The organism is Pseudomonas sp., from assembly GCF_040514055.1.
Classification (GTDB): domain Bacteria; phylum Pseudomonadota; class Gammaproteobacteria; order Pseudomonadales; family Pseudomonadaceae; genus Aquipseudomonas.
The window spans coordinates 162,073-175,519 of sequence record NZ_JBEVDL010000083.1; the positions used below are offsets into that span (position 1 = coordinate 162,073).

Genomic DNA, 13,447 nt, shown 5'->3' on the forward strand with positions numbered 1-13,447 from the left:
GGCCGGGCAGTAGGGTGGCGGGGCGGACTCGCAGGGCCGGGCTCGAGCGGACGACGCCAGGCCTCGGCACCTGCAGTGGCGGGCGCCAGTGTCGGTTTTTTTGCCGGTGGTTCCAAGCAGATTCCATCTTCCAGGGGCGCCCGCGCCGCGCCGTTCGCCGGTGCCTGCCCCTGGCCACCCGCCTTTGTCATGCCAGCATCTGGCCCTGTTGTGGGGATAGCGGTTATGGTGCGGCAAACAATAAATCACAAGGGGGCGGCATGAAGGTGTTTTTGGGGTTCGGCAAGGGCTTGGTTCTGCTGTTCTGGGGGGCGGTGGTGGTCAACCTGATCGAGCCGTTCGCGCGTCCGTTCGGCGAAGGGCTGCATCTGGCCGGTGGACTGGTGCTGGTCGCCCATGTGCTCGAACTGCTGCTGTTCAATGGCCGTTTCAAAGGCCGTGCAAACCCTGCCCTGGACCGTCTTCAGGTGCTGCTGTTTGGCGCCTTTCACCTGTTCCCCTTGCTGAAGCCGCGCGCGCCGGAGATCGACCATGCGTAAATTGTGTCTATTGGCGTTGCTCTGCAGTCCGTTGGCCTGGGCCGATGGGCAATTGAAGGTGGAGGCCAATGCCTTGCTGCGCCTGCCGGCCAGCCAGGCCTCGGTAACCCTGGAGCGCCTGGAAATCGCCGACCATGGCACCCTGCTGCTGCCGGCCAGCCTGACCGAATTGCGCGTTGGCGAGTTGCTGCTGGGCAATGACGCGCGTATCGCCCTCGCACCGAGCGACCAGGGTTTCCACCTGCAGGTGGCGCGTGGCCAGATCAACGCCGGCAGCCATATCAGCGCCCGAGGCGCCCCCGGCACGCTGGAAAAACCGCCGACGGCGGGGCGCAACCTTAGCCTGCGCCTGGAGCAGGTGGCGGTCACCGACCTCAGCCTGGATGCCCGTGGCGGCCGTGGTGCACCAGGTTATCCGGGCCTGGATGGTGCTGGCGGCGAGGCGGCTGGCTGCACCTGGGGCCAGGCCAGCCGAGGGTACGATGGACAGTTAGGCGGCGACGGTTCGATGGGGGCGCCCGGTGCCCGGGTTCGCCTGGAAGTGCCCCAGGACTTCGACGTTGAGCGTATTCGGGTGACAGTGGACGGTGGCGCCGGTGGCCCTGGCGGCCGCGGTGGCCTGGCCGGACCGGGCGGGGAAGGCAAAGGTTGCCTGCTTTACCGCGCCGAAGGGGCGCGTGCCGGACGTGCCGGCGAGGCGGGCCAGCCCGGCGCGCCGGGTCTGGCCGGTAGCGTGGAGGTGGTGCGCGTCGAGTAGTTGCGTCCGCCCGCTCCTTGTACGAGACGCTACAGCCCGATCCGCGGGCAGGGCTAGTAGATGCCGTGTTACTCCTGGAAGAACAAGCCCCTGTTCAGCGAGGACGTAGGGTGGTCTCGGCCCGCCGTTCAGGGACAGCCCACCCTGTAAGGCCTTAGAACGTCGGGCGCGCCGCCGCGACGGCCACCAGGGTCAAGCCCAGCAGCAGGTTAAAACCCACCAACCGGCGGATCCGGCCCAGCGCGGCGCCGCCCGTCGGCCAGTCCTGGGCGTTCAGGGCGCGGCGCAGTTCCGGCAGCTGCAAGGCCTGGATGCGAATAAACAGCGCCAGCATGGCCAGGTACAGGCCCATCATGATCTGTATATAGCGGGGGGCGCCGTCGAGCCCGCCAAACGACAGGTGCAGCATGCCCACCCCGGTAATGGGCAATACCAGCACCGCGGCCCAGACCCAGACGAAAAAGCGTCCGAACACCTCGAGCCACAGGCGCAGTCGCTGCGGCGCGTCGAGGACAGTTACCGCGGCGGGGCGCAGCACCATCCAGGCGAAGAACATGCCGCCGACCCAGATCAGGGCAGCCAGCAGGTGCAGGGTGTAGACGGCGGCAAAAGGCGTCATTCAGTAATCTCCGGTCGGCGGTGGGCGAAACGCGCGCTATCATAGCTGCCCGGTTAGACTACTGAAAATTTATCCAGCCTTTGATGGCGCCCGCAGACTCCATGCTCAGCACCGAACTCAAATCACAGATTCAGGGCGCGTACTCGCGTTTTCTCGAAAGCAAAAGCCTGAAACCGCGCTACGGCCAGCGGCTGATGATCGCCGAGATCGCCAAGGTGCTCGGCTCGATCAAGGTCGACGACGAAGGACGGCGCGCGGGCGAGCCCGCGGTGGTAGCGGTCGAGGCCGGAACCGGCACGGGTAAGACGGTGGCCTACAGTCTGGCGGCCATCCCCACGGCCAAGGCCGCTGGCAAGCGTCTGGTGATCGCCACGGCCACCGTGGCGCTGCAGGAACAGATCGTCTTCAAGGACCTGCCGGACCTGATCCGCAACAGCGGCCTGAATTTCAGCTTCGCCCTGGCCAAGGGCCGCGGGCGTTACCTGTGCCTGTCCAAACTCGACCTGCTGTTGCAGGAAGGCCATGCGCAAAGCGCCACGGCGCAGCTGTTCGCCGAAGAGGGCTTCACCATCGCGGTGAACGAGGACAGCCAGAAACTGTTCACCGCCATGATCGAAAAGCTCGCCGGCAACCAGTGGGATGGCGACCGCGACAGCTGGCCCCAGGCTTTGGAAGATCCGGACTGGGCGCGCCTGACCACCGATCATAGCCAGTGCACCAACCGCCATTGCCCGAACTTCCAGCAATGCGCCTTCTACAAGGCCCGTGAGGGCATGGGCAAGGTCGACGTCATCGTCACCAACCACGACATGGTGCTGGCCGACCTGGCGTTGGGCGGCGGCGCGGTGCTGCCCGATCCGCGCGATACCCTGTATATCTTCGACGAGGGCCATCATCTGCCGGACAAGGCCATCGGCCATTTCGCCCACTTCACCCGCCTGCGCTCCACCGCCGACTGGCTGGAGCAGACCGCCAAGAACCTGGCCAAGCTGCTGGCGCAGCATCCCCTGCCGGGGGACCTGGGTCGGCTGATCGAGCAGGTGCCCGAGCTCGCCCGGGAGATCAAGACCCAGCAGCAGTTTATGTTCAGCGCCTGCGAGCAGCTCGCCGATTTCCAGGCCGGTGAGGATATGCAGGGCCGCGAGCGGCCGCGTCACCGTTTTGTCGGGGGCGTGGTGCCCGAGCATATGCGCGAGATGGGCATCGAGCTGAAAAAGGGCTTTTCCAAGCTCAACGACCTGTTTACCCGCCTGACCGAATTGCTCAAGGAAGCCATGGACGGCGAGGCCAGCATCGGTATCGCCAGTCATCAGGCCGAGGAGTGGTACCCGCTGTTCGGCAGTTTGCTGGCCCGGGCCCAGGGCAATTGGGAATTGTGGACCGCCTTCACCGCCGAGGACCCCGAGGACAGTCCACCCATGGCGCGTTGGCTGACCCTGGCGGAGAGCGGCTCGCTGTTCGATATCGAGGTCAACGCCAGCCCGATACTCGCCGCCGAGACCCTGCGGCGCAACCTGTGGAATGTCGCCTATGGTGCCCTGGTGACCTCGGCGACGCTGACGGCGCTGGGCACCTTCGATCGCTTTCGCATGCGCGCCGGCTTGCCCCGGGTGGCGGTGACGGCCGTGGTGCCGAGCCCCTTCCACCATGCCGACGCGGGTGTGCTGCGGGTCCCGGACCTGAAGGCCGACCCGCGGGATGCGGCCGCCCATACCGCCGCGATCATTCGCGAGCTGCCGGGCCTGGTCGAAGGGTCGCGCGGCACCCTGGTGCTGTTTTCCTCGCGCAAGCAGATGCAGGAAGTGTTCGACGGCCTGGAGCGCGACTGGCGCAAACGGGTATTCATCCAGGGCAACCTGTCGAAACAGGAGACCCTGAACAAACACAAGGCGCGGGTCGACGAAGGCGAGTCCAGTGTGCTGTTCGGCCTGGCCAGTTTCGCCGAAGGCGTGGATTTGCCCGGCGCCTATTGCGAACACGTGGTGATCGCCAAGATTCCCTTTGCCGTGCCCGATGATCCGGTGGAGGCCGCGTTGGCCGAATGGATCGAGGCCCGCGGCGGCAACCCTTTTATGGAAATCGCCGTGCCCGATGCCTCGTTGCGTCTGGTACAGGCCTGCGGTCGCTTGCTGCGCACCGAAGAAGATCGCGGCACCATTACCCTTTTGGATCGGCGGGTGGTCACCCAGCGTTATGGCAAGGCGATACTCAACGCCCTGCCGCCGTTTCGCCGAGAAATCACTTGAGACCTTTACCGAACGCATCTTTGCGCGGTCAAGGGGTCTAGTCTACTGGCTGGTCGTCTAGGAGAGCCTGTACATGCTGTGCCGTTCGTTGCCCGTTGTCGTTGCCCTGTTGGGTCCGTTGTTGGCTGCGCCCTTGTGCGCCGCCCCCGCCGGCCAGCAAACCCTGTTCAATTTCATCAGCCCCACCGATGTGGTGCAAGTCAAGACCCAGGACGCCAGTTTTCCCCAGCTGACCGCCGAAGCCACCGCCGGGGGCGAGATCCTGCGCCGGGTGGTGTTCAACGCGGCCGCACATCCGAGCTTGCAGATGACCCCGCAGAACGGCGTCTGGGACTGGTCCAAGGCCGGTGCCATGAGCCTGTATGTGCAGAGCGGCATGGACTGGGCGCTGACCCTCGAAGTGCGCATCGAGAGCCGCGACGGCAAGGTGCTGAGCAGCCGTATCGCGCTGCCGGCCGGCCCCGCGCAGACCTTGCTGGTGCCGCTGCAGGCGACCTCGCCGACGGCCCAGGGCATGCGCGCCGGCCCGCCCATGCCGTGGAACCACGAAGGCCAGCCAGTGCTGCTGGCGTCCCTGGTCGAAGGCGAACTGGATGCCAGTCAGGTCAGCTCCGTGACCCTGTCGCTGAGCCAGCCGGATGTACCGCAGAGCATCCTGGTCGGGCGTTTTGGCGTGCGTGAGGGCACGGCGGCGCAACAGGCGGCCTATACCGGTATCGTCGATACCTTCGGCCAGTTCAGTCGCGGCCAATGGCCGGAGAAGATCAAGACCGTCGAGCAGCTGAAAACCGCTGCGGGCAAGGAGCAGGCGCAACTGAAAACCTGGTTGGCCGAACCGAACCAGCTCGACCCCTATGGTGGCTGGCTGCAGGGACCCTCCTTCGAGGCCAAGGGCTTCTTTCGCACCGAGAAAAAAGACGGGCGCTGGTTTTTGGTGACCCCCGACGGCCATCCGTTCTTCTCCCTGGGCGTCAACGCCGTCACGGCCAACCAGAGCCAGACCTATATCGAAGGCCGCGAGTCGATGTTTGCCGCGCTGCCGACTGCTGGCGAGCCGTTGGCCGCCTATTACGGCAGCGCCGACAGCCGCCGCAACACCGGCGCGAACAAGGGGCGGGCGTACGCCCAGGGCCGTTGGTACGATTTCTACCGCGCCAACCTGCAACGCACGCTGGTGGACCCCGCTTGCCTGGAACCGGCCAAGCCGGTCACGGCGGCCGCTACTCCTGCTGCTGCGCCCGCTGACAAACCGGCCGCCGCTGCCGCGCCGCCGGCCATTGCCGCGGCGACCCCAGCGGTGGCAGCCACAGCGGCACCTGCGCCTTGCCCGAGCGAGACCTTCGATAACCAGCGCTGGACCAGTACCGCACTGGATCGCCTGCAGGCGTGGGGTTTCAATACCCTGGGTAACTGGAGCGATGCCTCGTTGGGCAATGCCAAGCGCATACCCTTTACCGTGCCGCTGTCCATCAGCGGCGATTACCAGACCATCAGCACCGGCCTGGATTGGTGGGGCGGCATGCCTGATCCCTTCGATCCGCGCTTTGCCATGGCCACCGAACGTGCCGTCGCTATCGCCACGCGTGATCATCGCGACGACCCCTGGGTTCTCGGCTATTTCGCTGACAATGAATTGGCCTGGGCCCATCCGGAAGCAGGCCCGCGTGGTCGCTACGCCTTGGCCTATGGCACCCTGCGCTCGACCACCGACGTGCCGGCCAAACGCGCGTTCCTGAAAATGCTGCGCGACAAGTACCGCAACCAGCAGGGCTTGTCCCGCGCCTGGGGCATCGAGCTGCCGGCTTGGGAGCTGATGGAAGACCCAGGTTTCGAAGCGCCGCTGCCGAGTGCCGAGTACCCGGCCATCGAGGCGGATTTCCAGCGTTTCCAGCGCCTGTTCGCCGACACCTACTTCAAGACCATCGCCGACTCGCTGAAGTGGCACGCCCCCAATCACTTGCTGCTGGGCGGTCGTTTCGCCATCAGCACGCCCGAGGCTGTGGCGTCCTGTGCGCAATACTGCGATGTGCTGAGTTTCAACTTTTACACCCGCGAGCCCCAGCACGGCTATGACTTCGAAGTATTGCGCGCCCTCGACAAACCCCTGCTGGTGGGGGAGTTCCACTTCGGCTCGCGGGACCGCGGGCCGTTCTGGGGCGGTGTCAGCGAAGTCTACAAGGAGGAGGAGCGCGCGCCGGCCTATGCCCACTTTATCGAGCGGGCCCTGGCGGAGCCGCAGATCGTCGGTGCCCATTGGTTCCAGTACCTCGATCAGCCGGTCACCGGCCGTTTGCTGGACGGCGAGAATGGCCACCTCGGTTTGGTCGGCATCACCGACCGTCCCTTCAATGGTTTTGTTGAGGGCGTGCGCAAGGCCAATCGGGCGGTCGGCCAGGGGCTGATCGCCCCAGTCGTGCTACCGGTTGCCGAGCCTGCTGCCAAACCTGTGGAAGCGCCGGCCAAACCCGTCGAGGCTCCGGCGAAACCCGCTGCTGAAGCGGCCAAGCCGGCCGCCGCACCGGGTACGCCCGCCGAAGCCCTGGCCAAACCGGCTGCAGCGCCGGCTAAACCCGCCGAGGCTCCGGCTAAACCTGCTGCTGAACCGGCCAAACCGGTCGAAACCCCGGCTGCCACGGCGCCGGTCGTACCGAAACCCTGACGACGTCGCCGCGGGGCTTCGCTCCCGCGGCGCCTAAGGACGAACCCATGCTGATCCAAGGCTTTTTCGACCTCAAATTCGAAGCGCTGAAAGATGCATTTGCCGCGCTCTTCGACAATTCCCAGGAGCGCGGTGCCGCGCTGTGCGTGCAGATCGGCGGTGAAACGGTGGTCGACCTCTGGGCCGGTACCACCGACAAGGACGGCCAGGAGACCTGGCACAGCGATACGCTGCTCAACCTGTTTTCCTGCACCAAGACCTTTACCGCGGTGACCGCGCTGCAACTGGTCGGCGAGGGCAAGTTGCAGCTGGACGCCCCGGTAGCGGATATCTGGCCCGAGTTCGCCGCGGCCGGCAAGGAGCGCATCAGCCTGCGCCAGTTGCTGTGTCACCAGGCGGGCTTGCCGGCGCTGCGCGAGTTGCTACCCGCCGAAGCCCTCTACGACTGGTCGGCGATGACCACCGCCCTGGCGGCTGAGGCCCCCTGGTGGACCCCGGGCGAGGGCCAGGGTTATGCGCCCATCACCTACGGCTGGCTGGTCGGCGAATTGCTGCGGCGGGTCGAGGGACGCGGGCCCGGTGAATCGATTGTGGCGCGGACGGCGCGGCCCCTGGGCCTGGATTTTCATGTCGGCTTGGCCGAAAGCGAATTCCCGCGGGTGGCGCATATCTCCCGTGGCAAGGGTAATCAGGGCGATGCCGCCGCGCAGCGCCTGCTGAAGATGATGAGCGAGCCGACCGCCATGGGCACCCGGGCCTTCACCAACCCGCCGTCGATCATGACCAGCACCAACAAGCCCGAGTGGCGGCGTATGCAGCAACCAGCGGCCAATGGTCACGGCAATGCCCGCAGCCTGGCCGGTTTTTATGCCGGCCTGCTGGACGGCCGCCTGCTGGAGCCCGAGCTGCTGGCCGAGTTGACCCGCCAGCACGGGGTCGGTGAAGACCGTACCTTGCTGACATCCACCCGTTTCGGGCTCGGCTGCATGCTCGACCAGCCGACGGTGGCCAATGCCACCTATGGCCTCGGTCCCCTTGCATTTGGTCACCCGGGCGCGGGCGGCTCCACAGGTTTTGCCGATCCCGAACGGGACCTGGCCTTTGGGTTCGTCACCAACACCCTGGGCCCCTATGTACTGATGGACCCCCGTGCCCAGCACCTGGCCCGCGTATTGGGTGAGTGCCTGTAGCTACGGCGCGTCTGTAGGGCGGCCTCGGTACGCTTGGCGTACCCGCCCGCGACACCCCGCCTGGCGCCCTGTAGGTAGCTTGCGCCTTGCCGATCGGCGAATTAGCTGCTGTTGGGGGGAGGGGTGGTCTCGACGCGCCGTTTGGCGCCGGCCCACTCTGTTTGGCCGTGGCCTGCCTTCCTCTTCCCCCGCGCTGTACTGCCATCGGCGAGTACAGCCTAGCGCCACCGAGGCAGGCCTTGCCGAAGCGCCGTAAGGCGGGTGCAACCCGCGAATCGAAGCGGCCCGGGTGCTATCGGTGACACGCCGCTGCCCGTGTGTCCTCGGGCTTCAAAAGGGCTTGTCCAGCCCCGGCCGACGCCATTGGGTAAAGGCCGCCAACTCCCAGGGACGCATGGCCAGCACCAGGCTGGTGCCGTGACGTTGCTCCAGGTCGAGCGCTGCGTCCTCGTCGCGCAAGGTGCTGAATTCGCGGGCCAGGCGCTCCATTTTTTGCTGCAGCAGGGCGTTGCTGCTGCGGCTGAGCATGCCGGTCAGCACCAGGCGCAATTCACCGGCTCCGTCGAACGAGGACTGGAAAAATTCCTGCTGCGCCTGGCGTTCGAAAAACCGCTGGATGGGGCCGGCCGCGCGCCAGGTGAAGTCCGCCGAGACTTTCAAACGCACCCGATTGCGTGGTTGCAACTCGATAAAACGCATGCGATCGAGCTGCGCCAGCAGCTGGATCAACTCGGCCGGGCTGAAGGTATAGGTCATCAGTATCTGCTCGAAACGCCAGCGGTTGAGCAGCGCCAGGGCGACCAGCAATAGCCGCAGGTCGGCCACCAACTGCTGCTCCTGGTCCTCGCCCAACTGGTGGATTCGCTCCTGTTCTTCGGCCAGTTGTGCCAGGTCGGATAACGCCAAGCCCACGACCTCGCAGACGGCATCCAGTTGCTTGAGGCTCATAGTGAATTCGGAGAACCAGCGTTTAAGGGTGGGTTCCGACAGCGCCAGTTGGCTGGCCAGTTGCCGGTAGGTGATGCCGCGGACTTTCAGTTGCTCCTTGAGCACGCCGATCAATTGCCGTGAAGACGCCATGGGTTATCCGGGGAACGATGGTCTGTTTATACATAAGTATCGTATTTCGATACTGGTTGGTAGGTTCTAACAAGACATCCGCCGTTTTGTTTGAATGGCCGATACCTTCGGAGGGATGCTTAACCCGCCTTAACCCTCAGGAGACACAGCATGAACCCCGATACGCAACGCAACTCGACGTCCTGGCTGTTCTTCACCAAGGCGTCCTTTGCCATTTCGCTGCTGGCCACCACCCTCGGCATCATCTTTATGCCGACGGACCTGACGACCAAGGGTTACCTGGCGTTGTGCGGGCTGTTTTTGGTCAATTCGACCATCACCCTGTCGAAGACCCTGCGCGATCAGCACGAAGGCGAGCGGTTGATCAACCGCATCTCTGAGGCCAAGACCCAAAAAATCCTCAAAGAATTTTCCGAATAAGGAGCCTGCGATGAACCTCTGGATGAAGCTCGGTAGTTTGTTCCGCGGCCAGGCCCGCGAATCCCTGGAGAGGGTGGTGGATGCCAATGCCTTGTGCATTCTCGACCAGGAACTGCACGATGCCGATGCGGCACTGTTGGCTGCCCGCCAGCAGCTGACCCTGCTTTGCGCGCAACGGGTCGGGCATGAGCGTGAGCGTGCTGCCCAGCGCCAGCGCTTGCAGGAACGGGAGCAGCAGGTACAGGCGGCGTTGCAGCGCGAGAATGAAGCGCTGGCGCTGGAGGTGGCCGAGCAGGTGGCGCTTCTGGAAACCACGCTTGGCCAGCAGGACACGCAGATCGACCGGCTGGTTGCTCAGGAACTCAAGCTCAAGGAGCGCATGCGCACCAGTGCGCGGCTGATTCAGGAGCACCGCCGTGAACTGGTGCTGGTTCGCGCCACGGCCAGTGCCCAGCGGGCCAGCGCGATGATCGGCAGTCACCAGGAGCAGATCCATAGCCGGGTAGGTGCCATGCAGGAGTCGTTGGCGCGGATCAAGGCGCGCCAGCAGTCGTTTGAGGATCAGGAACAGGCCGCGCAGACCCTGTTGGACGAGGAGCAGTCCGGCCCGCTGGAACGTCGACTGCAGCAGGCGGGCATCGGTGGTCAGGGCGCGGTCAGGGTGCTCGAGCGTCTGCGCGCCACCCAGCTTGCTGCCGGGGGGTTGGCCAAGGCGTAGCCGAGCCTGTGCTCGTGCAAGAAACCTTCGGGGGACAGTGCGCCTCGGCAGTGAGGCCTGCCTTGATGCGCGGTATGGACGGTCTTGATGCGAGGGGGAGGGCGGCCTCGGTGCGTTGTTCAGCACCAGCCCGCCGCGGCGGACCCGCTTGTCTTGCGTTCCGCGCGTCCGCGGGTATCAAGCAATCAGTTGGGTCGCCAAGAGCGGATAGCGCATTCACTCCTCGTGACTGCGAGGAAGCCTGGGCTTTTGGCGGATTACGCGGCGCGGCAGGTGCAGAGGGGTGTGCCAGGCCGGCGTTTTGCGCTGCTGCCCCACCCTCCGCAACGCGCGCTCAACCTCCTTGCTCTGGCTGTCCGTCCAGCGCGCGAAGCGCGGCGCGGCTTGTTCCTCGGCAAATTTTTATGGTATTTGAGGGGCGGTTCACGGCATTGTGCAGATCGTGGCGTGGCAATTAGAAGAAGCGCGCAGCTGCCGCGGCAGTTTATTATTCATTGGGTTGGCAGCCTGCCGGTTTGGCAGGGCGTGCCGCGGATCACTTAGAACATCTATGCAGCGGGCTGCCCGGCCGGCTTTTATTTCTATTTTTATCTTTAATGTTGGAATTCCATGCCCAGACTCATCGCTTTGTCCCTGTGCCTGACACTTGCCGGATGCGCCCATAACGCCGCCGATAAAACCCAGACCTCTGAAGCCGATGCCAGTTGGTGGCCCTTCTCCAAACAAGCCCCCGCCGCGCCAGCCACGGCCGCCAGCGCGCCGCCCGCCAGCCCTGCCGCGGCACCGGCACCGGCATCCGTTCCGACCAGTGCCTCGGCTGCCAAGGCACAAGCGCCAGTAGCCAAGACACAGGCCAACGCCCCGGCTGTCAAGGCTCAGGCACCGGCTACCAAGGTTCAAGCAGCGGCTGGCAAGGTCCAAGCCCCCGTGGCCAAGGCACAACCTCCTGCACCCGCACCTGCTGCCGTGACGCCGGTTGCCGTCGAAAAAGCGGTGGAATCCGAGACGCTCGCGGAGATGGTGACCACCGTCCCGCCGGCGAAAGCCGCCAGTTCCTGGTGGTGGCCGTTCGGCAATAGCCCGGCCAAACCCGCAGCAGCCAAGGTCGTCCCCTTGCCGCCAGTGGCAGAGACCCGTGCCTGGTTGGACAACTACGAACCGCGCCTGCGCGAGGCGATCAAGGGCAGCCGTTTCGAGCTCGAGCGCCGGGACAATCTGCTGGTGGTCACCGCGCCGGTGGACAGCGCCTTCAACCCGGATCGGCCAAGCATGCTGCTGCCGGTCACCCTGGGGCCCTTCAGTCGCGTCGCCAAGCTGGTGGAGCAGGACAAGCAGATCGCCATTTTCATCCTCGGTCATGCCGACAGCACTGGCGCGGCGACCCGCAACCGTGAGCTGAGCCAGGAGCGCGCCAAGGCGGTCACGGCCATCTTCCGTCTCAGTGGCTTGAAGCGGGATCGATTGATGGCCCAGGGCCTGGGTTCGGACATGCCGCGCGCGGCCAACGACAGCGTGCAGGGCAGGGCCCTGAACCGTCGGGTGGAAATCCTGCTGAGTTCGCCGCAAACCATGCGGGCCTTGATTGCTCGCTACAACCAACCGGTCCCCGTCACGCAAGTGGTTGCCGCAGATCAAGCCAAGTAGTGCCTCGCCGGGTAAGCTAGGGTTTTGCGAGGAAATTGCCATGCAGACCCTGGCCGACATGCGCCGCGACTATGTGCGCGACGGATTGAGCGAAACCCAGGCCCCCGCCGAGCCGTTTGCGTTGTTCCACCAGTGGTTCGAGCAGGCGCGACTGACCGAGCAGCCTCCGGTTGAACCCAACGCGATGCACCTGGCCACGGTCGATGGCCAGGGCCGTCCCCACTGCCGTGTCCTGTTGCTCAAGGGGCTCGACAGTCGCGGCTTCACCTTCTACAGCAATTACGACAGTGCCAAGGGCCAGCAACTGGCGGCGCATCCCTATGCCGCCATGACGTTCTTCTGGCCCGGCCTGGAGCGCCAGGTGCGCATCGAAGGGACGGTCGAGCGGGTTAGCCCCGAGGAGTCCGACGCCTACTTCCAGGTCCGCCCGCTGGGCAGTCGACTGGGGGCCTGGGCGTCGCCGCAAAGCCAGGTGATCGCCGACCGCGACGTGCTGGACGAACTGCTGGCCGAGACCCAGCGGCGCTTTCTCGATCAGGCTCCGCACTGCCCCGAGCATTGGGGCGGCTACCGGCTGCTACCCGAGCGCGTCGAGTTCTGGCAGGGGCGACCGAGCCGTCTGCACGACCGCCTGAACTACCGGTTACAGGACCAGGCCTGGTTGCGGGAACGCCTCGCGCCTTGAAGGCGGCGCACGCGTTCAGGGTTGTGGCGGCGGTTCGCGGTCGTAGGCGGCTGCGCCTTCCTCCAGCCAGCGCTGCAAGTCCCGCCGCTTGATGCCCTCGGCCCGTGCCCGGGCCAAACGTTCGAGCAGGTAGGCGCGTTTTGCCGTGTCCGCACCGGCCAGCGACAGCGCCAGGTCGCGGTCCATCCAGCGGCGGATACGCAGGTACAGCCAGCCGTGAAAGTACAGGCCGGCCAGGGTGGTGATCACAACGATAAAGTAGTCCATGGGCGTCACCCTAGCGGATCGGGTGCTGACGAGCAAAGGGAGCCGCGCACGCCCCACTGCCGTCGACGGGTTCGCGCCACTGACGCATTTTGTCAGCCTCTGGGGGTGGTACTCGCGGGGGTTGTGGGTCTATAAGAAGACTGCCAATCATCTGGAGAGCCGACATGTTCAAACCTGGGGTGTTGACCTGTTTCGCCGCCGCGCTGCTGGCCCTGGCGGGGTGCCAATCGAGCCTGACCGGCGACAGCTATTCGCGCGAGGAGGCGCGTGCCGTGCAGATCGTGCGCCTGGGCACCATTGAGTCCCTGCGGCCGGTCAAGATCGAGGGCACCAAGACGCCCATAGGCGCCGGCGCCGGCGCGGTTATCGGTGGCGTCGCCGGTAGCACGGTCGGGGGCGGCCGCGGCAGTGCAGTGGCTGCGGTGATCGGCGCGGTCGCCGGCGGCTTGTTGGGCGCGGCAACCGAAGAAGGCCTGACGCGCACCCAGGGCGTCGAAATCACCGTGCGCGAGGACGACGGCAGCCTGCGCGCCTATGTTCAGGAAGTGCAGGAGAACGAGATCTTCCGTGTCGGCGAGCGGGTGCGGATCAATACGGTCGACGGCACCAGTCGCGTCGCCCAC

General features: G+C 65.5%; 13 protein-coding genes. 10 read left to right on the forward strand and 3 right to left on the reverse strand.

Annotated features, from left to right (window positions below; all coding sequences use genetic code 11):
* Positions 1–260: 260 nt before the first annotated feature.
* Together ABWY06_RS23170 and ABWY06_RS23175 are read left to right on the forward strand one after the other, a co-directional pair.
* Positions 261–539, forward strand: coding sequence for a DUF1145 domain-containing protein (locus ABWY06_RS23170; RefSeq protein ID WP_353927944.1), 279 nt, complete (start codon positions 261–263; stop codon positions 537–539).
* Positions 532–1,296 carry a collagen-like protein gene (locus ABWY06_RS23175; RefSeq protein ID WP_353927945.1) on the forward strand — a complete coding sequence of 255 codons (765 nt, stop codon included), beginning with the start codon at positions 532–534 and terminating at the stop codon, positions 1,294–1,296. The genes ABWY06_RS23170 and ABWY06_RS23175 overlap by 8 nt, the downstream gene beginning before the upstream one ends.
* A gap of 154 nt (positions 1,297–1,450) precedes the next feature.
* Here ABWY06_RS23175 and ABWY06_RS23180 read toward each other — a convergent pair whose 3' ends face one another.
* Positions 1,451–1,915, reverse strand: coding sequence for a CopD family protein (locus tag ABWY06_RS23180; protein WP_353927946.1), 465 nt, complete (start codon positions 1,913–1,915; stop codon positions 1,451–1,453).
* 101 nt (positions 1,916–2,016) lie between these two features.
* On the opposite strand from ABWY06_RS23180, the gene dinG reads away from it, so the two are divergent.
* The 3 genes from dinG to ABWY06_RS23195 all read left to right on the forward strand — a co-directional run bounded on the left by dinG (position 2,017) and on the right by ABWY06_RS23195 (position 8,010).
* Positions 2,017–4,161, forward strand: a complete 2,145-nt coding sequence (dinG, locus tag ABWY06_RS23185) for an ATP-dependent DNA helicase DinG (protein WP_353927947.1) — start codon at positions 2,017–2,019, stop codon at positions 4,159–4,161.
* 73 nt (positions 4,162–4,234) lie between these two features.
* Positions 4,235–6,820, forward strand: a complete 2,586-nt coding sequence (locus tag ABWY06_RS23190; protein WP_353927948.1) for a beta-galactosidase — start codon at positions 4,235–4,237, stop codon at positions 6,818–6,820.
* A gap of 47 nt (positions 6,821–6,867) precedes the next feature.
* Entirely contained in the window at positions 6,868–8,010 is a 1,143-nt protein-coding gene (locus tag ABWY06_RS23195) for a serine hydrolase domain-containing protein (protein ID WP_353927949.1), read from the forward strand.
* Between the two features lie 330 nt (positions 8,011–8,340).
* Here ABWY06_RS23195 and ABWY06_RS23200 read toward each other — a convergent pair whose 3' ends face one another.
* A complete protein-coding gene (locus ABWY06_RS23200; RefSeq protein ID WP_353927950.1) occupies positions 8,341–9,090 on the reverse strand; it encodes a helix-turn-helix domain-containing protein in 750 nt (249 codons plus the stop codon).
* Positions 9,091–9,240: 150 nt separating this feature from the next.
* On the opposite strand from ABWY06_RS23200, the gene ABWY06_RS23205 reads away from it, so the two are divergent.
* From ABWY06_RS23205 to pdxH, 4 genes are all read left to right on the forward strand, one after another.
* Positions 9,241–9,510, forward strand: a complete 270-nt coding sequence (locus ABWY06_RS23205; protein ID WP_353927951.1) for a YiaA/YiaB family inner membrane protein — start codon at positions 9,241–9,243, stop codon at positions 9,508–9,510.
* Positions 9,511–9,520: 10 nt separating this feature from the next.
* Positions 9,521–10,228 (forward strand): PspA/IM30 family protein, encoded by a 708-nt coding sequence (locus ABWY06_RS23210; protein ID WP_353927952.1) that lies wholly within the window; start codon positions 9,521–9,523, stop codon positions 10,226–10,228.
* A 609-nt stretch (positions 10,229–10,837) separates the two neighbouring features.
* A complete protein-coding gene (locus ABWY06_RS23215) occupies positions 10,838–11,872 on the forward strand; it encodes an OmpA family protein (protein ID WP_353927953.1) in 1,035 nt (344 codons plus the stop codon).
* Between the two features lie 40 nt (positions 11,873–11,912).
* The gene (gene pdxH, locus ABWY06_RS23220) at positions 11,913–12,557 is read left to right on the forward strand and encodes a pyridoxamine 5'-phosphate oxidase (protein WP_353927954.1); all 645 of its coding nucleotides are present in this window, start codon (positions 11,913–11,915) and stop codon (positions 12,555–12,557) included.
* Between the two features lie 15 nt (positions 12,558–12,572).
* Here the strand turns inward: pdxH and ABWY06_RS23225 are convergent, their stop codons facing one another.
* Positions 12,573–12,824, reverse strand: a complete 252-nt coding sequence (locus ABWY06_RS23225) for a hypothetical protein (protein WP_353927955.1) — start codon at positions 12,822–12,824, stop codon at positions 12,573–12,575.
* A 164-nt stretch (positions 12,825–12,988) separates the two neighbouring features.
* Here ABWY06_RS23225 and ABWY06_RS23230 point away from each other — a divergent pair.
* Positions 12,989–13,447: outer membrane lipoprotein (locus ABWY06_RS23230; RefSeq protein WP_353927956.1), on the forward strand; the 459-nt coding region annotated here is incomplete at its 3' end.